We start from the raw sequence: 16,949 nt of genomic DNA, 5'->3' as shown, positions 1-16,949 counted from the left end.
TTTTCTCAAGCCGCGTGAACGGGAATCAGGCGCTGTGCGGCACGGCGTGCCTCAGCATCCCAATGCAGCACGGCGTCCAGCGTATCTGCTGGCGGTGCGCCAAGGGCCACCATAACTTCTTCCACAATGCGGGAAATATCCAAAAAGCCGATCTGTTCGTGCAGAAAGGCATCAACCGCAATTTCGTTAGCCGCGGAAAGGATGGCAGGTGCGGCCCCACCCTTACGCAGTGCCTCACGCGCAAGGCGGAGTGCTGGAAAGCGCACTTCATCCGGCGCATAAAATTCCAGCTTACCAAAAGCCGCCAGATCCAACTGGGGAGACGTCGTGGCCATACGCTGCGGCCAAGCCAGCGTGTGTGCGATGGGGATACGCATATCAGCAGAGCCCATCTGGGCAATCAGGCTGCCATCTGTGTACTGCACCATGCCGTGCACCACAGATTGCGGATGCACCAGCACATCAATTTTGTCTTCCGGCAGATTGAAGATACGGGCGGCCTCAATAACTTCCAGCCCCTTGTTGAACATGCTGGCAGAATCGATGCTGATTTTGGCCCCCATGCTCCATGTTGGGTGCTTAAGCGCCTGCGCACGGGTGGCTACGCGCATTTCTTCCAGCGTGGAGGTGCGAAATGGGCCACCAGAAGCCGTGAGAATAATTTTTTCAACCTGATCGATCTGCCGATCAGCCATGGCCTGAAAAACAGCATTGTGCTCAGAATCCACAGGCAGCAGTGTCGCGCCTGCTTCCTTTACGGCACGCAGCATCACATCACCGGCGCACACCAAGGCTTCCTTGTTGGCCAGTGCAATGCTTTTGCCGTTTTTAACGGCAGCCAGCGTGGGTTCCAGCCCCGCAGCGCCTGTAATGGCGGCCATTGTCCAATCTGCCGGAAGGGCTGCGGCATCAATCACCTCCTGACGGCCACAGGCAACTTTTATGCCGCTGCCTGCCAGCAGGGTCTTCAGTTCTTCAAACGCGCTTTCATCAGCCAGAACAGCCAGTTCCGCCTGTAGGCTACGGGCCTGCTCTGCCAGTTTGGCAGCATTTTTGCCCCCCACAAGCGCCCGCACCCGAAACTGGTCTCGCGCCTGCTCCAGCAGATCTACGGTTGAACAGCCAATGCTGCCAGTGCTGCCCAGAACGGTTACGGTTCTCATGCTTAACGTCTTTCCAAACCTGAAAATACAAACGGCGGCAGGCCGCCCAACAGGCAGCCACACCACCCATTGGCCCTACCCCGGCAGATGGCCTGCCAGAGCCCTTAAAATGGTGCGTGCGCCTGCTGCCCAAAATGGCATGGAAGCCCCCGCACATACAGAAACCAGTGCTGCCACAGGTGCAGCCACCACCAACCCATCAAACCGATCCAGCAGGCCACCATGCCCCGGCAGCAGCTTACCCGAATCCTTTACGCCCAAGGCGCGCTTCATTGCGCTTTCGGCCAGATCCCCTGCTTGGGCGGAAATACCCAAGATCCCCCCCCATACCAGTGCAGAACCCATGCCACCTAAGCCGGAAAGTGTGGCAACAATACCGCCGGTTGCCACAGCGCCCACCAAGCCGCCAACAGCACCGGAGCGGGTTTTACCCGGAGAGATACGCGGTGCCAGCTTGGGGCCTCCAAAAATGCGCCCCGCCACATAGGCCGAACTATCGCTGGCCACCACAACGGCAATCACAAACAGAACGGGCCAGAAGCTGGCCTGCCGCAACCATAGCAGCGCCGTGCCTGCCAGAATAATCACGCACATAATGGCGCAAAGCGGGGCACCAAACACCAGAGAGCTGAGGCAAAAAACAATAAAATAAGCCCAATGCCCGGTAGCCGCAGAAAGCCCGGCACAAATAGCCCACAGCATATACAGCACGCCGCGCCAGCTTTTAATGGAAAGCCCAAACAAGGCTGCGGCCTCTACCGCCATGCCGCCCATCATGCCCAGAATAAGGGCATCATACGCCAAGCCACCCAAGCCAATGCATGTACCGGCCACAGCCACCAGCACAGCGGCAGACATAAGCCGCGGGCGCAGATCACGCCATGCTGAGGTATCCTGCGCGTTTGTGCTCATGCCGGGCCTTGAGGGCGTGCGCCAAAACGCCGTTCTCGCTGGGCGTATTGGTCTAGCACCATAGCAAAATGTCGTTCGTTAAAATCGGGCCAGAACACGTTCAGAAACACCAGCTCAGCATACGCGCTCTGCCACAGCAGAAAGTTGGAAAGCCGACATTCGCCACTGGTGCGCACCACCACATCGGGGTCTGGCACGCCGCTGGTCCATAAAAAGTTGCTGAATACGCTTTCTGTAATCTGCTCTGGCGCAATGCGGCCATCCTTGACCTCCTGCGCCAAACGCTGCGCCGCCTGCACAATATCCAGCCGCCCACCATAAGAAAGCGCCAGAATAAGCGTAAGCTTGCTATTGCCGCGGGTTAAGGATTCGGCCTGTGCCAGCTCCTCTCGCAAGCTGTCATCAAAGCGGGCCAGATCACCAATAAAGCGCAGGCGCACGCCTTCCTTATGCAGTTCACGCACCTTGTGGCGCAGGTAATACCGCAAAAGACCGGTGAGGTCTGAAACCTCCTCCTGCCCCCGTGCCCAGTTTTCTGATGAAAATGCGTACAGCGTTAAATACGCCACACCACGCTGCATGGCTGCGCGCACGCAACGGGCCACGGCTTCCGCCCCTGCCCTGTGCCCGGCAAGGCGCGGCAGACCGCGTTCGCGCGCCCAGCGCCCGTTTCCATCCATGATGACAGCAACATGGGTTGGAATTGCCGGTTTTTTATCAGCTAGCCGCGTGGACATAACAGGCAGGGTTCCACCCCATTAACGTGCACAAACACATCCGAAGAAGCCCCAATACTGCCTCAGACCTGTTTGATTTCCTTATCTTTATCGGCCAGCATATCATCAATTTTTTTCACGTACTGGTCTGTCAGTTTCTGAATGGCGTCAGACCAGGTTTTAACATCGTCCTGGCTGATTTCACCTTTCTTTTCGAAACCCTTGGCTTTGTCCATGCCATCACGGCGCACGCCACGCACAGCCACCTTGCCGCCTTCTGCATAACGGGCGGCAGCTTTTGCCAGCTCGTTACGGCGTTCTTCTGTAAGCTGCGGAATGGGCACGCGGATGGTCTGCCCTTCCCCCGCCGGGTTCAGGCCCAAGCCGGAATCACGGATAGCGCGTTCTACAGCGCCAGCCAGTGCGCGATCCCACACCTGCACGGTAATCATACGTGCTTCTGGCACGGCAATGGAGCCAACCTGTGTGAGCGGCACTTCACCACCATAAGCTTCCACCCGCACAGGTTCCAGCAAAGCCGGACTGGCGCGGCCAGAGCGCAGGCCAGAAAAATCACGGCGCAGGCTATCCAGCGCGCCATCCATACGGCGCTTCAGGTCATCCAGCAGAGCATTCAAGTCAGACACGGTGTTTTCTCCCGTTGCATCCTACAGCAGGGCATGGCCTTACATGCCCCGTTCAGTTTGTCGGTCATTCTGGCGGCATAAGGTGCCAAAATGATGCGGCGCTTTTCAGGCGGCTTCGATAATCCGTGTGAAAGGCCCTTCATTGCGCATCACACGCGGGAAGGCCCCTTCCTCGCCAATATTGAAAACAATGATAGGCAGACGGTTTTCACGCGCAAGGCTAATGGCGGCGGCATCCATCACGTTTAGCTGGTTGGCCAGCACGTCCATGTATGTCAGCTCTTCATAACGCTTGGCGGTGGGGTCTTTTTTGGGGTCTGCGGAATAAACGCCATCTACCTGCGTGCCTTTCAGCAGCATGTCGCATTCCATTTCCGCGGCGCGCAGGGCAGCGGCTGTATCCGTGGTAAAGAACGGGTTGCCTGTGCCCGCAGCAAAAATAACCACACGCCCTTTTTCCATATGCCGCACGGCGCGGCGGCGGATATATGGCTCCGCAATGGAAGACATATGGATGGCGGACATTACCCGCGTTGCAATCTGCTCGCGCTCTAGCGCGTTTTGCAGCAGCAGCGCGTTAATAACGGTGGCCAGCATACCGGCGTAATCACCCTGCGCACGGTCCATGCCCTTGGCGGCAGCGGCCAGCCCGCGGAAGATGTTGCCACCCCCCACAACAAGGCACACTTCTGTGCCAGAACGCACGACTTGGCCAATATCATGGGCAATGCGTTCTACCGTCTGCTGATCCACTCCGAAGGCGCCATTGCCCATCAGGGCTTCCCCCGATACCTTGAGCAACACGCGTTTACGGCTTGGCTTTTCGCCTACAGAAGCAGTCATTGGCCCTCGATCTTGCAGAAAGTCCCACACAGATCCCACACCGTATGCAGATACGGCGAGATCGCCCCCTCTTATCCTTCATGGCGCACGGCCACAAGCGCCCATGCGGTAGTTTATGGCACGTCGTCCAGACCAATGGCGCGTAGGCGGGCGCGCTCTTCATCCCATCCGCCGCGTTCCTTTACGTTCAGAAACAGGTGGCAGGGGCGTTCGAGCAGGCTGGAAAGCTGCTTGCGCGCGCGTTCTCCAATCTGGCGGATTTTCTGCCCGCCATTGCCAATCAGAATAGCCTTATGCCCCGCGCGGGACACATAGATGGTAGCATCTATACGCACAGATCCATCTGGCCGCTCCTTATAACTTTCGGTTTCCACCGTGGCGCTATAGGGCACTTCTTCATGCGTTTGCATAAAAATCTGCTCACGCACCAGTTCGGCAGCCAAAAGCCTGTCTGGCAGGTCTGTCAGATCATCTTCTGGGTACAGGTACGGGCCTTCGGGCAGGCTTGCAGCCAGCTTGTCCAGCAGGTCTTCCACACCATTGCCGGTGCGTGCGCTCACCATAAACACGTGCTCAACCGGCAGTTTTTCCGTAATGGACGCCGTAAGCGGCAACAGGGCCGTGGCAGGCACAAGATCAGTCTTGTTCAGCACCAGCCAAACCTTGCGCTTGGTTTCTGCCAGACGCTCAATAATGGTCTGCACGGCTTCTGTCAGTCCGCTGCGGGCATCTACCAGCAGCAGTGTGATGTCTGCATCTTCTGCACCTGTCCACGCTGCGGCCACCATAGCGCGGTCCAGCTTACGGCGCGGGCGGAAAATTCCCGGTGTGTCTACCAGCAGAATCTGACTGTGCCCGCGCATAAGAATGCCCAGAACCCGAAAACGCGTGGTTTGCGCTTTGGGTGACACAATGGATAACTTGGCACCCGCCATGCGGTTAAGAAGTGTTGATTTGCCTGCGTTTGGCGCCCCCACAAGGGCAGCAAAACCGCAGCGCGTGGTATCATCAGCCATGCTGGGCTACCCCTCCAGTTTTTCTAGTAAATCAGCGGCGGCGGCACTTTCCGCAGCACGTTTGCTGCCTGCCCGGCCTTCACCAAACAGGCCGCCTGCCGTAACGCGCACCACAAATAGCGGTGCGTGAGAAGGGCCATCCGCCCCTATTGTTTCATACACAGGCAGGCTTTGCCCGCGGCCAAGCACCCATTCCTGCAACGCGGTTTTGGGGTCTTTGGGCGGGTGGGCCTGTGCATCCAGCGCAGATCGCCACCAATCCCGCACCATCTGGCGTGCAGGCTCCAGCCCGCCATCCAGAAAAACCGCGCCCAGCACAGCTTCCAGCGCATCGGCCACCACATTGGCGGCAGTTTGCACACCTGCGCGGGCTTCATGCGCAGCCACGGTAAGAGACTGCGGCAGATCCAGCCTATCCGCAATTTCCGCCAAGGAAACGCGGGAGACCAGATGCGCCAGCCGAGACCCCAAAGCACCTTCCTGCTCGTTTGGAAAGCGCTCTAGCAGCCATTCCGCCATCAGCAGGCCCAGAACACGGTCCCCTATAAATTCCAGCCGCTCATTAGAGCCAGCGCCCTTGGCTTTCTGGCGCTTACGCCCGCCTGCTTTCTGGTGCGCAGCAGAACGATGCGTCAGTGCCTCCTGCAACAGATCAGGATTAACAAAGCGATAACCCAGACGCACTTCCAGCTCTTCTAACCGAAAGCGTGCGGCATCGGAAATATTGCTTGGTTTTCTCACGATACGCCCCGCAGAATGCGCGCCCAGCGGATTTCAACTGGCCAGTACCAGACCTGCCAGAACGGGTGAGAAGACTGAACCGAGAAGAAAATACGCTGCGCCCGGCCGACCAGATTTTCCATGGGCACAAAGCCCAGATCCTTGGGGCCATCACCCATAAAGCGGCTATCTGCGCTATCATCCCTGTTATCACCCATAGCAAAAAAGTAACCGGGCGGCACAACATATTCGGGCGTGTTGTTCTGCGGGCCTTCATCCGTCAGCTTAAGGATATCGTGCTTGACCACCGTGCCATTGGCGCTGCCTGGCAGTTGCTCTGTGCAGGCTTCGCCTTCCATATCCACCTGCGTTTCATCCCGCGTGGTGTAGGTATGGGGGTTCAGGCACGGCACTTCCTGCCCGTTTAGAATAAGATGGCCATTTGTAACGCGGATATGGTCCCCCGGCAGGCCGACAATGCGCTTGATGTAATCAACCGATGTATCCTTGGTGTAGCGGAACACAGCCACATCACCCCGGTGCGGTTCTGCCCCCCACACCCGCCCTTCAAACAGGTTGGGAGAGAACGGGAAGGAATATTTGGAATATCCATAGCTAAACTTGGACACCCAGATGTAATCCCCCACCTGTAAGGTTGGGATCATGGAGCCTGATGGGATCACAAAAGATTCAAACAGGAAGGTGCGCACCACAGTTACCACCAGCACCACCGTTATAATGGTGCGCAGGGAGTCCAGCACGGTATTTCCGCCCTTTGCGGGCTGACCTGCCCCGGTGGTGGGAGGATGTTCCGGTGTGCTCATGCGTTATCTCGCCCGTTCCTGCTGTTCAGTAAAAAAGAAAAATCCGGCGGATCAAGCCGCGCAGGGCGCTGGATGTCAAGCAGGCGTTCATGCCTTGCGGGCTGATATCAGCACCTGCGCCAACGCGTATGGGGGCTCATCCGTCATGCTCAGCACAATATGGGGCACTGTGCCGGGGGGCATAAGCTGCGCCAGTTTTTGCGCAGCCACCCCGGTGAGCACCAATGTTGGCTGGCCAGATGGCAGGTTTTGCACGCCTATCTGGCTATGCGCCACCCCTTGCGCAAAGCCGGTGCCCAATGCCTTTGCGCAGGCCTCTTTCGCAGCCCAGCGTTTGGCATAAGACCCTATACGGGCCTGGCCGGATATGCTTTCCGCCTTTGCGCGCTCCTGCTGCGTGAACACACGCTGCGCAAACCGATCTCCAAACCGTTCTAGAGCCTGAGCAATCCGGCGCATATCGCACAGATCCACCCCGGCGGAAATCAGTGTCATGATTTTACCCTATCTGCCTGCGTAATGCCCGGGGCAGCACGCAGGCTGGCAATAACCGAGGAAAGATGGCGCAGGTCCCGCACTTCCACGTCCACAAGAATTTCCGTGAAATCAAGCTGACGATGCACAATTTTAAGGTTCACCATCGCGGCATCGGATTTGGAAATGGAGTTGGTGATATTGGCCAGCACAGCGGCCTCGTTTTCCGCCACAATGCTGATACGGCCAACCCGCATCTGCCCCGCCCCGCCAGAACGGGCCATGGCATCGTAATCCCAATCCACATCCAAAAAGCGTTCTGGGGTTGCGGAAAAACTTTCCAGCGTCTGACAGGTGCGGGTGTGAATGGTCACACCGCGGCCCGTGGCCACCACGCCCACAATTCTATCCCCCGGCAAAGGGTGGCAGCAGGCGGCGTAATGCACAGCCACACCAGCACCCAGCCCCACCAGCGGCACCGCAGCGTTGGAGGAGCGGCGGCCAGAACCACCTGCCCCGCGCGCCCGTGGCCCCGCCGTACCCAACACACCGGGCAGGCCAGAAAGCATACGCGGCACACGCTGCACGCGCTTGAGTTCGGGGTACGCTGTATGCACCACATCCCGCGCGGGCAGATTACCTGCGCCCACAGCCACATACAGATCTGTAAGCGAACTTTGTTTGAGCGGCTTGAGCGTGGTTTCCAGAATCTTTTCAGACCCATCCACACCTTCCTGACGGAAGGCTTTAGCCAGCGCGGCACGCCCACCATCCAGCGAGACCTGGCGCTGCTGCTGCGCCACATAACGGCGGATGCGCGCACGCGCCTTGCCGGTAACAACAAACCTTTCCCACGAAGGAGAAGGCGCGCCGCCACGGGCCGTCATGATTTCGACCTGATCACCGTTTTCCAGCTCATGCCGCAGGGGCATCAGGCGGCCGTTGATCTTGGCGCCCACGCAGGTATCACCCACATGGCTGTGCACGGCGTAGGCAAAATCTACCGGAGTGGCCCCACGTGGCAGAGAAATAAGCTGGCCTTTGGGTGTGAAGCAGAAAACCTGATCCTGATACAGCTCCAGCTTGGTGTTTTCCAAAAACTCATCCGGGGCGGATGAAGCTTCCAGAATTTCCAGCAGATCTTGCACCCAGCGCGGGCGGCGCAAGCCGCCATAGCCGCCTTCTTCCGTGCCTGTGCCTTCCTTATAGGCCCAGTGCGCAGCCACACCGTTTTCTGCCACATCGTGCATATCCTGCGTGCGGATCTGCACTTCAATTTTCTGGTTACGAGGGGAACGGAGCGTTACCCCCGTATGCAGGCTTTGGTATCCGTTGGCCTTGGGGGTAGAGATATAATCCTTAAACCGCCCGGCTATCATGGGGTAGGCCGCATGCACGGCACCCAGCGCCATGTAGCAATCCTCCCGCGTGTCTACGATCACACGGAAAGCCATGATGTCTGAAAGCTGCTCAAACGCCACATTGCGGCGCTGCATCTTTTCCCAAATGGAATACGGAGATTTCTCGCGCCCCGAAACCTGAACGTTCTTCAGCCCGGCTTCATGGCACAGGCGCAGCAGTTCGCGCCGCACTTCTTCAATAACATCCGCACCCTGCCCGCGCAGGTAGTTCAGGCGCGTACGGATGGTGGCATCAGCTTCTGGTTCAAGCTGCGCAAAGGACAGGTTTTGCAACTCTGTCTTAACGCGGTCCATACCAATGCGCTCGGCCAGCGGCGCATAGATATCCAGCGTTTCACGCGCAATACGCTGCCGCCTATCCTGCCGTTCCACAAAATGCAGGGTACGCATGTTGTGCAGCCGGTCTGCCAGCTTGACCAGCAGAACACGGATATCCTTGGACATAGCCAGCACAAGCTTGCGGAAATTTTCTGCCTGCTTGGTGCGGTCTGATTGCAGCTCCAGCCGTGTCAGCTTGGTTACGCCATCTACCAGATCCGCCACTGTGGGGCCGAACTGCGCCTTAAGCGTATCGTAGGTAACGCCGGTATCTTCTATGGTGTCATGCAGCAGAGCGGTGCAGATAGACTGCACATCCAGCCGAAAGCGGGCCAGAATCATGGCCACGGCAAGCGGGTGAATTATGTACGGGTCACCATTATCGCGCTTCTGGTTTTCGTGCGCTTTGCTGGCTACTGCAAAAGCACGGCGGATACTTTCTACATCCGCCTTGGGTGCGTAAGTAAGCACCCGGTTAACCAGACGCTCGCAGTTCAGCTCACCCCGCCCGCCATTTTCTGGCGCGGAAACCGGTGTGGCAGTTTTTTCTGCAGAAGCGTCTGTTTTAACAGGCTGCAACACGCCCTCCCCCGAGTCCTTAACGGAAACCGGAACCGGAGGAGAATGATCGCCGCCCGTATGCGCCACCCGAATTACCGACGTGCGCGACCGGTAAGTGCAGCCTCAATAGCCCGCACATCATCAGCGGCTTCTTCTTCTGCAGAAACTTCCTGCAAGCCAAAGATGTTCTGCTCGGTCGGAACCAGATCCTGCACTTCTTCTTCCACGGGTTCGGGCTCGGGTTCACGGGCCTGAGAACGGATCAGATCATTGCGCAGAGCGGGCAGAGAGACGGTTTCGTCTGCAATTTCACGCAGAGCGACAACGGGGTTTTTATCGTTATCCCGATCAACTGTCAGCTCTTCCCCGCGAGAGATATTGCGGGCGCGCTGTGCGGCATAGACCACCAGTTCAAAACGGTTCGGGACCTTTTCCACACAGTCTTCAACGGTGACGCGGGCCATTGCGGAGAGCCTCCAGACAAGTTTCAGCTTATAGATGCTTACAGGAACAGAAAGAGTATATTACCGCATCCGCCCCGCCTACGGAAGAGTTTATTCTTTTACGGGCTGTATTTCCTGCCCCGCAACGCCTTGCAGCAGGGCATCCAGCCCCTTGCCGGTTACGGGGTCTTTCCACTCTGGCGCCACATCATGCAAGGGGTACAGCACAAAAGCGCGCTGGGTAGCACGGGGGTGGGGCAGCGTAAGGCGCGGTGTGTTAATTTGCAGAGTGTCTATGGAAATAATATCCAGATCAAGCGTGCGCGCAGCATTTGGCACGGAACGTACGCGCCCCAACCGCGTTTCCACCCCCTGAAGCGCATCAAGCAGAGCCAGAGGCTCCAGCGTGGTGCGGCAACGCACAACCCCATTAACGTAAGGAGGTTGCCCAGATGGAGGCACAGGCGCACTTTCATACCAGCGGGAAACAGCTTCAACTTCTAGTTGGGGCAGATTTTTCAAGGCCTGCACGGCTTGCTCACACGTCTGGCGGGCGCTTAAGCGCAAATGCGGAAGATTCGCACCTATCGCTATCAGCACTGATCTGGTATTCATTTCCGGCATCGTTATAAACCCGTTCCGCAGCGGCTAATTCTGCCACATTTTATGGATATAGTTACCAAATGATCTTACCATTCTTTCTATCAAAACCGAAAAGACCCCAGACCATTTAATAGTAACGCCCAAAACAGCACACCAAAGTATTTAGAGGAAACCAACTATGAACCTTCAGAAAACCGAAAAGACCTGCCTTTTCATTGATGGCTCCAGCCTGTATTCTACATCCCGTAGTCTTGGTTTTGATGTGGACTATAAAAAGCTGTTGGATTTCTTTGCCGCCAAAACGCATATTATCCGCGCTTATTATTATGCCGCCATTTTGGACACAGAAGATTACTCCCCCCTTAAGCCACTTACAGACTGGCTCTCCTATAACGGGTATTTTCTTGTTACCAAGCCCGCGCGGGAATTTACCGATTCTACCGGCAAGCGCCGCGTAAAAGGCAATATGGACATAGAAATTGCCGTGGATATGCTGGAAATGGCCCCACATATCGACCACGCCATTCTGTTTAGCGGTGATTCCGATTTCCGCCGTGTGGTGGAGGCCGTGCAGCGGCAGGGCACGCGGGTTTCTGTTGTATCCTCCATGCGCTCCACCCCACCGTTGATTGGGGATGATTTGCGCCGGCAGGCAGACCAGTTTCTGGAGCTTTCCGCTCTGGCAGGCAACTTTACCCGTAGGCAGACAGAAAACCCCCGCCCCGTGCGCACCAATGCCCCGCCCGTGCGCCACCCGGCAGACCAAATGAGCGAACCGGATGAAGATGATCCGCTAAGCTAAGCGCGCAACACGCAAAATGCCACCTTCCAACAGAGGGTGGCATTTTTTTTCATCTGCGTGCAAAACTCTTAAGGTTGTCTTGCCGTTATTTAACCGTCACCATTGTTGAAGCCCTTTGTTTCAAGGGTGAACCGACATAATAATTTGCCGGAGTTTTTATATGCCCTCATGTTCTGAAGCCAGAAGCAGCCTTCTTTCCCTGCTGCGTGGGGTTGAGCACTTCAACACCGAAATTTTTCCTGCCAAAAAAGAACTGTTTACCAATCTGGCAAAAGGGCAAGCCCCGGAAGCTTTGTTTATTGCATGCGCAGATAGCCGCATTAACCCCAACCTTATCACCCAGACAGGGCCGGGTGATCTGTTTATTTTGCGCAATATTGGCAACCTTGTACCTGCATATGGTGAAATGCTGGGTGGTGTGTCCTCCGCAGTGGAATACGCTGTTCTGGGCCTTGGGGTTTCTACCATTATTGTGTGCGGCCATTCTGATTGCGGCGCCATGAAGGCCCTGCTGGAACCAGAAAAAAACGGGCTGGATAAAATGCCCACCGTGCGCAAATGGCTGCGCAATGCAGAAGCCGCCCGTGCGGCCACCCTGCACACCTTTACGGGCGAAGATGTTGGCCCCGCCACCGTGCGTTCTGTTGCAGAACAAAACGTGCTGTTGCAGTTGGCCCATTTGCGCACGCACCCTGCGGTAGCTGCTGGGCTGGCAAAGGGCACACTGTTCCTGCAAGGGTGGTTTTATGATATCGGCTCCGGCGAAATTACGGTGCTGGATGAACAAACACGCAAAAGCCTGCCGATTAAAGCCGTTATTACACAGATGGAAGAAAAAGCCGCCTAAAAGCCCTGCTCTTTTCTTTTGTGGTTTTGTAATTGCTGCGTGTTGCCTGTGTTTTACTTCGGCAACCGCAGCAGATACACTTAAACTCAGCACATGGAATCTGGACTGGCTGCTTGATCCGGCTCACCCCGGCTATGCACAGGCCCCGCCAGATATCCCCCACCGCACCCCTGCTGATATTTCCAGCCTTGCCAGCTATGCCACCCATTTGCATGCCGATGTTGTGGCCTTGCAGGAAATAGAAAGCCCCGCCAGTGCCGGGCAGCTTTTTCCATTGGCGCGTTATCATCTCTCCATCAGTCAAGACCATGTATTGCAACACACGGCGCTGGCTGTGCGTGCGGATATTCCGTTTGAGCAAAACCCGGATGTTACAGCGCTGGATACCTATGCAACAGCCCCGGCCACCCACCATCATTTACGCAGTGGGCTAGATATTACGCTGCACCAGAACGGGCAAATCCTGCGTATTCTGGTTGTGCATCTTAAAGCCGGATGCCCGGATAATCTGCCCCATGCTACACGCCCCACCTGCGCAACCCTTTGGCAGCAATTTGCCGTGCTGGATGATTGGGTAGCCACACGCACCCAACATCATGAAGCCTTTGCCATTATGGGGGATTTCAACCGCCACCTTACGGTGCATGACCCACTATTTCTCACGCTTTTACGCATTGCACCGCTAGATCTGGTAACGGCAGGCACAGCAAGCCCCTGCCAAAACGGCAGCTACTTTATAGATCATATTATTCTGGGCGGAGCCGCACGGGCATGGAAAATACCAAACTCCCTACGTGTAACTCCTTTGGCAGAAGAAGTCGGTCAAACACTCTCTGACCACTGCCCCGTTTCCATCACGCTGCAACTGCCATCCGCCAAAGGGCAGCCGCAGCCATAGCGCCCGGAAACAAAAAAAGCTGCCGCACCCAAAGATGCGGCAGCCTTATTTTACAAGCTATCAGCCTGAAATATTACATGCGGCCAGCAGGCGCACCGGAACGGCCACCATTACGAGCACCACCACCGGAACGGCGCGGGCCACCACGGCCACCACCCGGAGCCCCCCCACGAGGCGCACCGCCGCCGCGCGGGCCGCCACGGCCTCGGCCACCGCCACCCAGAACAGGCGGACGCATGGTTGAAGCTTCTGCTTCATCAGAGTGCCAAGGATGATCCCGAACCACCGGCACGGTTTTGCCAATGGTGCGTTCAATATCGCGCAGCCAAGCCCGCTGTTCTGCATCACAGAAGGAAACAGCCCAGCCATCACGCCCGGCACGTGCTGTACGACCAATGCGGTGCACGTAGCTTTCCGGCACGTTTGGCAGATCGTAATTAAACACGTGGCTGACATCGTCCACATCAATACCGCGGGCGGCAATATCCGTTGCCACCAGCACTTTAACAGAACCAGAACGGAAGCCCTTCATGGCCCGCTCACGCGCACCCTGAGACTTGTTGCCGTGAATGGCTTCTGCCACCACGTTGTTCTTGTTCAAAAATTCCGCAACCTTGTTGGCTTCATGCTTCATGAGCGTGAACACCACAGCGCGAGAAACCTTGGGAGATTCCACCATGTTCAGCAGCGCATCGCGCTTATCACCCGCGCCATTTACAAACATGACGGCCTGCTGAATACGATCCACCGTGCTGGAAGGCGGCGCCACTTCAACGCGTGCCGGATCATTCAGCAAAGATGCCGCCAGATCTTCAATGCTGCGCGGCATGGTGGCGGAGAACAGAAGCGTCTGGCGCTGTTCTGGCACAAAGGTCATGATACGGCGGATATCGCGCACAAACCCCATATCCAGCATGCGGTCTGCTTCATCCAGCACCAGAATTTCCAGGCCAGACAGATCAATAAAACCTTGGCCCATCAGATCAAGCAAACGGCCCGGCGCAGCCACCAGCACATCTACGCCACGGCGCATGGCTTCAACCTGTCGGCCCTGCCCCACGCCACCAAACACCACGGCCTGCGTAAACTTCATATGGCGTGCGTAAGCTTTAAAGCTATCGCTAATCTGGGCCACAAGCTCACGCGTAGGCGCCAGCACCAGAACGCGCGGCTGTTTGGGCGTGTTTGCACGTGGGTTTTTAATCAGATGTTCCAAAATAGGCAGCGCAAAAGATGCGGTTTTGCCTGTGCCTGTCTGGGCCAGGCCCAGCAGATCACGCCCCTGCAACAGATAGGGGATGGAACGTTCCTGAATAGGAGTGGGTGTATCATAACCCTGCTCTGCCAATGCCTTCAGCAGTGGTGGAGCAAGAGCAAGATCGGAAAATTTAGTCATCAGGGCCAACCTTATTTGTGCAGCCTGAAAACGAGATCGAGAGACCGCACCCTTTTCAGTTATGCACTGTATGTTTTGTGGCGCACACGGAACATTTTTGCACCGGCTTGTAGCTGAGCGCCCACAAAATTTTGAACACATCAAGATCCATAAAGGAAATTTTTGAACTGCGTTCGTTCCTTATAAACCTTGTAAAGCTGTATATAAGGGGACTTCCCAAACCTCGCAAGGCTTCCGTACCATATTAGTCCTAAAATGATGTTCGTGTAATGTTGAGGAATTTTTAGAAATCGGGTGAAAAATCGTTATAACATTGCCGCATTTGAAAGTTTATTGCTGATATCTTAAAGGTATTTTTGAAATATTCCTATTTAGGAAATTCTGGAAGATCTTCACAAAAAAGGCATAAATCTAACATTATTTTTAGGCAACTTATTGGCAGCAAGCCTTCAAACCCTAGTCATTTCGGCGCCGGAGCAGGAAAAGAGCTTGCTCGCCAAACAGGTTTGCCATTCGGATAGAGCGCCGCCACGGGGCACGCTCCCCTTCCTCATCCACAGCCATCCATTGCTCTACAATGTAGCCATCCTGCTTACACAGTTCCAGAAAATCCCGAATGGTACAGGGGTGGATGTTTGGGGTTTCATACCACGGTGTGTGCCACACAGATGTCATGGGCATGCGGCCGCTCAGCAGCAGTTTAAGCCGCAACTGCCAATGCCCAAAATTGGGAAATGAGACAATAGCGTGCCGCCCAATACGCAACATTTGCCGCAGCACTTCCCGCGGGCGCGCAACAGCCTGCAAGGTGCGTTGCAGCACCACATAATCAAACGCGTGGTGCGGATAATGCGCCAGATCGTGGTCGGCATCCCCATGCACCACGGGCAGCCCATGTGCGACAGACTTGGTAACAAGCTCCATGTTCAGCTCAATACCGCGCGCATCACACCCACGGTAGCGGAACAGATGGTCAATAAGCGTACCATCTCCGCTGCCAATATCCAGCACACGGGTACCGGGGGCTATCATTTCGGCAATAAGCCGCTGGTCAAGGCGCATCAGGCAAGCCCCGCATGTTCGGCCACACCACACAGAAAACCACGTACCGTGCGGTCAAAATCCGGTTCTTCCAGCAAAAAGGCATCGTGCCCTTTGTCTGTTTCTATTTCTACAAACGAGACATTGGCCGCCGCCCGATTGAGCGCACGCACCAGCGTACGGGCAGCCGATGTGGGAAACAACCAATCGGACGAGAACGACACCACACAAAACCGCACCGGCGTACCCGCAAAAGCGTGTGTAAGTTCGCCATCATGGTCTGCGGCAATATCAAACCAATCCATCGCACGGGTAATGCTGAGGTAGGAGTTGGCATCAAACCGCCGCACAAAGGTAGAACCCTGATAACGCAGATAGGATTCCACCTCAAAAATATCGCTGAACATGGAAACAGGGCCTTCTGGCCCCTGCCCACCAACAGGCCCGCGCCGCATACGGCGGCCAAATTTGCGCGTTAAGGCTTCTTCCGAAAGATAGGTGATATGGCCCATCATGCGGGCCACAGCCAAACCACGGGCAGGCACAACATCATCCGCCCAGTAGCGGCCACCGCGCCAGTCTGGATCTGCTATAATAGCCTGCCGCCCCACCTCGTTAAACGCAATGTTCTGGGCAGAATGGAAGGGCGCTGTGGCAATGGGCATGGCTGCCAGCATCATCTGTGGGTAGGTCACTGTCCATTCCAGCACCTGCATGCCACCCATGGAACCGCCAATAACGGCAAACAGTTTTTCTATGCCCAAAGCCCGCACAAGTTTGTGCTGCGCACGCACCATATCGCGGATGGTAATGGGCGGAAACGCCGTACCCCAAAGCTCCGTGCCATTGCCTTGGGCATCTGTGCGGGTAGAGCGCGGGCCGGTGCTGCCCATGCAGCCCCCCAGCACGTTGGAGCAGATAACAAAAAACCTGTTGGTATCAATGGGCTTTCCCGGCCCAACCATCCGGCTCCACCAACCGGGCTTGCCCGTAAGCGGGTGTTCTTCCGCTACGTACTGGTCCCCCGTAAAGGCATGGCAGATCAGGATGGCGTTATCCCGCTTTTCTGAAAGCGTGCCATAGGTGCGGTAGGCAATATCAACAGGGGCAAGGGTAACGCCGCAATCCAGCCCCAGCCCTTCGGCAAACCGGACATGCTGCTGTTCACCAATGGCCAAGGGTGTTGTGCTGTTCATAAAAACGCCGAATGCTCCAAACAATCCCCTCCGGCATACGGACGTTTACAGGACAAGGCAAGTCCGGTTTCCAACGGCCCTGCCCTGTTACGCCCGATGTGCTGGAAA

The 16,949-nt window shown here is 56.3% G+C and carries 18 protein-coding genes; 3 read left to right on the top strand and 15 right to left on the bottom strand.

From position 1 onward, the window contains the following. Nucleotides 1–5: 5 nt before the first annotated feature. The 12 genes from dxr to folK form a co-directional block, all read right to left on the bottom strand. Entirely contained in the window at nucleotides 6–1,163 is a 1,158-nt protein-coding gene (dxr, locus tag FKW31_RS08790; RefSeq protein WP_150178350.1) for a 1-deoxy-D-xylulose-5-phosphate reductoisomerase, read from the bottom strand. A gap of 75 nt (nucleotides 1,164–1,238) precedes the next feature. Next, complete coding sequence (locus FKW31_RS08785; protein WP_063353688.1) at nucleotides 1,239–2,075, bottom strand: phosphatidate cytidylyltransferase; 837 nt, start codon at nucleotides 2,073–2,075, stop codon at nucleotides 1,239–1,241. Next, nucleotides 2,072–2,812, bottom strand: a complete 741-nt coding sequence (uppS, locus tag FKW31_RS08780; RefSeq protein WP_006116355.1) for a polyprenyl diphosphate synthase — start codon at nucleotides 2,810–2,812, stop codon at nucleotides 2,072–2,074. Before uppS ends, FKW31_RS08785 begins: the two co-directional genes overlap by 4 nt. A gap of 62 nt (nucleotides 2,813–2,874) precedes the next feature. After that, nucleotides 2,875–3,396, bottom strand: coding sequence for a ribosome recycling factor (gene frr, locus FKW31_RS08775; protein ID WP_044583078.1), 522 nt, complete (start codon nucleotides 3,394–3,396; stop codon nucleotides 2,875–2,877). 147 nt (nucleotides 3,397–3,543) lie between these two features. Further along, nucleotides 3,544–4,281 (bottom strand): UMP kinase, encoded by a 738-nt coding sequence (gene pyrH, locus FKW31_RS08770; RefSeq protein ID WP_035354124.1) that lies wholly within the window; start codon nucleotides 4,279–4,281, stop codon nucleotides 3,544–3,546. Between the two features lie 113 nt (nucleotides 4,282–4,394). Beyond that, the gene (gene era / locus FKW31_RS08765; RefSeq protein ID WP_003622545.1) at nucleotides 4,395–5,297 is read right to left on the bottom strand and encodes a GTPase Era; all 903 of its coding nucleotides are present in this window, start codon (nucleotides 5,295–5,297) and stop codon (nucleotides 4,395–4,397) included. Nucleotides 5,298–5,303: 6 nt separating this feature from the next. Beyond that, a complete protein-coding gene (rnc, locus tag FKW31_RS08760) occupies nucleotides 5,304–6,020 on the bottom strand; it encodes a ribonuclease III (protein ID WP_035354288.1) in 717 nt (238 codons plus the stop codon). A 14-nt stretch (nucleotides 6,021–6,034) separates the two neighbouring features. After that, nucleotides 6,035–6,841 carry a signal peptidase I gene (lepB, locus tag FKW31_RS08755; protein WP_006116359.1) on the bottom strand — a complete coding sequence of 269 codons (807 nt, stop codon included), beginning with the start codon at nucleotides 6,839–6,841 and terminating at the stop codon, nucleotides 6,035–6,037. Between the two features lie 87 nt (nucleotides 6,842–6,928). Next, complete coding sequence (acpS, locus tag FKW31_RS08750) at nucleotides 6,929–7,336, bottom strand: holo-ACP synthase (RefSeq protein ID WP_006116360.1); 408 nt, start codon at nucleotides 7,334–7,336, stop codon at nucleotides 6,929–6,931. After that, complete coding sequence (locus FKW31_RS08745; protein ID WP_150178349.1) at nucleotides 7,333–9,702, bottom strand: bifunctional (p)ppGpp synthetase/guanosine-3',5'-bis(diphosphate) 3'-pyrophosphohydrolase; 2,370 nt, start codon at nucleotides 9,700–9,702, stop codon at nucleotides 7,333–7,335. Before FKW31_RS08745 ends, acpS begins: the two co-directional genes overlap by 4 nt. A 5-nt stretch (nucleotides 9,703–9,707) precedes the next feature. Then, nucleotides 9,708–10,079 carry a DNA-directed RNA polymerase subunit omega gene (gene rpoZ / locus FKW31_RS08740; RefSeq protein WP_003622533.1) on the bottom strand — a complete coding sequence of 124 codons (372 nt, stop codon included), beginning with the start codon at nucleotides 10,077–10,079 and terminating at the stop codon, nucleotides 9,708–9,710. A gap of 90 nt (nucleotides 10,080–10,169) precedes the next feature. Beyond that, nucleotides 10,170–10,682: a 2-amino-4-hydroxy-6-hydroxymethyldihydropteridine diphosphokinase gene (gene folK, locus FKW31_RS08735; RefSeq protein ID WP_035354129.1), complete on the bottom strand. Its 513-nt coding sequence runs from the start codon at nucleotides 10,680–10,682 to the stop codon at nucleotides 10,170–10,172. 157 nt (nucleotides 10,683–10,839) lie between these two features. Here folK and FKW31_RS08730 point away from each other — a divergent pair, with 157 nt between their 5' ends. From FKW31_RS08730 to FKW31_RS08720, 3 genes are all read left to right on the top strand, one after another. Further along, nucleotides 10,840–11,463 (top strand): NYN domain-containing protein, encoded by a 624-nt coding sequence (locus FKW31_RS08730; RefSeq protein WP_006116363.1) that lies wholly within the window; start codon nucleotides 10,840–10,842, stop codon nucleotides 11,461–11,463. 160 nt (nucleotides 11,464–11,623) lie between these two features. Further along, nucleotides 11,624–12,310, top strand: coding sequence for a carbonic anhydrase (locus tag FKW31_RS08725; RefSeq protein ID WP_006116364.1), 687 nt, complete (start codon nucleotides 11,624–11,626; stop codon nucleotides 12,308–12,310). After that, nucleotides 12,243–13,208 carry an endonuclease/exonuclease/phosphatase family protein gene (locus FKW31_RS08720; protein ID WP_150178348.1) on the top strand — a complete coding sequence of 322 codons (966 nt, stop codon included), beginning with the start codon at nucleotides 12,243–12,245 and terminating at the stop codon, nucleotides 13,206–13,208. The genes FKW31_RS08725 and FKW31_RS08720 overlap by 68 nt, the downstream gene beginning before the upstream one ends. 73 nt (nucleotides 13,209–13,281) lie before the next feature. Here the strand turns inward: FKW31_RS08720 and FKW31_RS08715 are convergent, their stop codons facing one another. The 3 genes from FKW31_RS08715 to FKW31_RS08705 all read right to left on the bottom strand — a co-directional run bounded on the left by FKW31_RS08715 (nucleotide 13,282) and on the right by FKW31_RS08705 (nucleotide 16,841). Beyond that, nucleotides 13,282–14,604, bottom strand: coding sequence for a DEAD/DEAH box helicase (locus FKW31_RS08715; RefSeq protein WP_035354133.1), 1,323 nt, complete (start codon nucleotides 14,602–14,604; stop codon nucleotides 13,282–13,284). Between the two features lie 456 nt (nucleotides 14,605–15,060). Next, entirely contained in the window at nucleotides 15,061–15,666 is a 606-nt protein-coding gene (gene metW, locus FKW31_RS08710) for a methionine biosynthesis protein MetW (RefSeq protein ID WP_035354136.1), read from the bottom strand. Beyond that, nucleotides 15,666–16,841: a homoserine O-acetyltransferase gene (locus FKW31_RS08705; protein WP_035354139.1), complete on the bottom strand. Its 1,176-nt coding sequence runs from the start codon at nucleotides 16,839–16,841 to the stop codon at nucleotides 15,666–15,668. Before FKW31_RS08705 ends, metW begins: the two co-directional genes overlap by 1 nt. Nucleotides 16,842–16,949 lie beyond the last annotated feature (108 nt).

This window comes from Acetobacter sp. DmW_136, assembly GCF_008690365.1.
Taxonomy (GTDB): domain Bacteria; phylum Pseudomonadota; class Alphaproteobacteria; order Acetobacterales; family Acetobacteraceae; genus Acetobacter; species Acetobacter oryzifermentans.
Note: the sequence above shows the minus strand (reverse complement) of the source record. Positions and strands in the feature narration are given on the sequence as shown.

What these genes read in the sequence shown, in the direction of transcription:
- acpS (WP_006116360.1), bottom strand. Translation starts at nt 7,336, where the DNA reads ATGACACTGATTTCCGCCGGGGTGGATCTGTGCGATATGCGCCGGATT.
- FKW31_RS08730 (WP_006116363.1), top strand. Translation starts at nt 10,840, where the DNA reads ATGAACCTTCAGAAAACCGAAAAGACCTGCCTTTTCATTGATGGCTCC.
- FKW31_RS08725 (WP_006116364.1), top strand. Translation starts at nt 11,624, where the DNA reads ATGCCCTCATGTTCTGAAGCCAGAAGCAGCCTTCTTTCCCTGCTGCGT.
- uppS (WP_006116355.1), bottom strand. Translation starts at nt 2,812, where the DNA reads ATGTCCACGCGGCTAGCTGATAAAAAACCGGCAATTCCAACCCATGTT.
- FKW31_RS08705 (WP_035354139.1), bottom strand. Translation starts at nt 16,841, where the DNA reads ATGAACAGCACAACACCCTTGGCCATTGGTGAACAGCAGCATGTCCGG.
- lepB (WP_006116359.1), bottom strand. Translation starts at nt 6,841, where the DNA reads ATGAGCACACCGGAACATCCTCCCACCACCGGGGCAGGTCAGCCCGCA.
- FKW31_RS08785 (WP_063353688.1), bottom strand. Translation starts at nt 2,075, where the DNA reads ATGAGCACAAACGCGCAGGATACCTCAGCATGGCGTGATCTGCGCCCG.
- era (WP_003622545.1), bottom strand. Translation starts at nt 5,297, where the DNA reads ATGGCTGATGATACCACGCGCTGCGGTTTTGCTGCCCTTGTGGGGGCG.
- folK (WP_035354129.1), bottom strand. Translation starts at nt 10,682, where the DNA reads ATGCCGGAAATGAATACCAGATCAGTGCTGATAGCGATAGGTGCGAAT.
- FKW31_RS08715 (WP_035354133.1), bottom strand. Translation starts at nt 14,604, where the DNA reads ATGACTAAATTTTCCGATCTTGCTCTTGCTCCACCACTGCTGAAGGCA.
- dxr (WP_150178350.1), bottom strand. Translation starts at nt 1,163, where the DNA reads ATGAGAACCGTAACCGTTCTGGGCAGCACTGGCAGCATTGGCTGTTCA.
- frr (WP_044583078.1), bottom strand. Translation starts at nt 3,396, where the DNA reads ATGGATGGCGCGCTGGATAGCCTGCGCCGTGATTTTTCTGGCCTGCGC.
- rpoZ (WP_003622533.1), bottom strand. Translation starts at nt 10,079, where the DNA reads ATGGCCCGCGTCACCGTTGAAGACTGTGTGGAAAAGGTCCCGAACCGT.
- FKW31_RS08720 (WP_150178348.1), top strand. Translation starts at nt 12,243, where the DNA reads ATGAACAAACACGCAAAAGCCTGCCGATTAAAGCCGTTATTACACAGA.
- pyrH (WP_035354124.1), bottom strand. Translation starts at nt 4,281, where the DNA reads ATGACTGCTTCTGTAGGCGAAAAGCCAAGCCGTAAACGCGTGTTGCTC.
- metW (WP_035354136.1), bottom strand. Translation starts at nt 15,666, where the DNA reads ATGCGCCTTGACCAGCGGCTTATTGCCGAAATGATAGCCCCCGGTACC.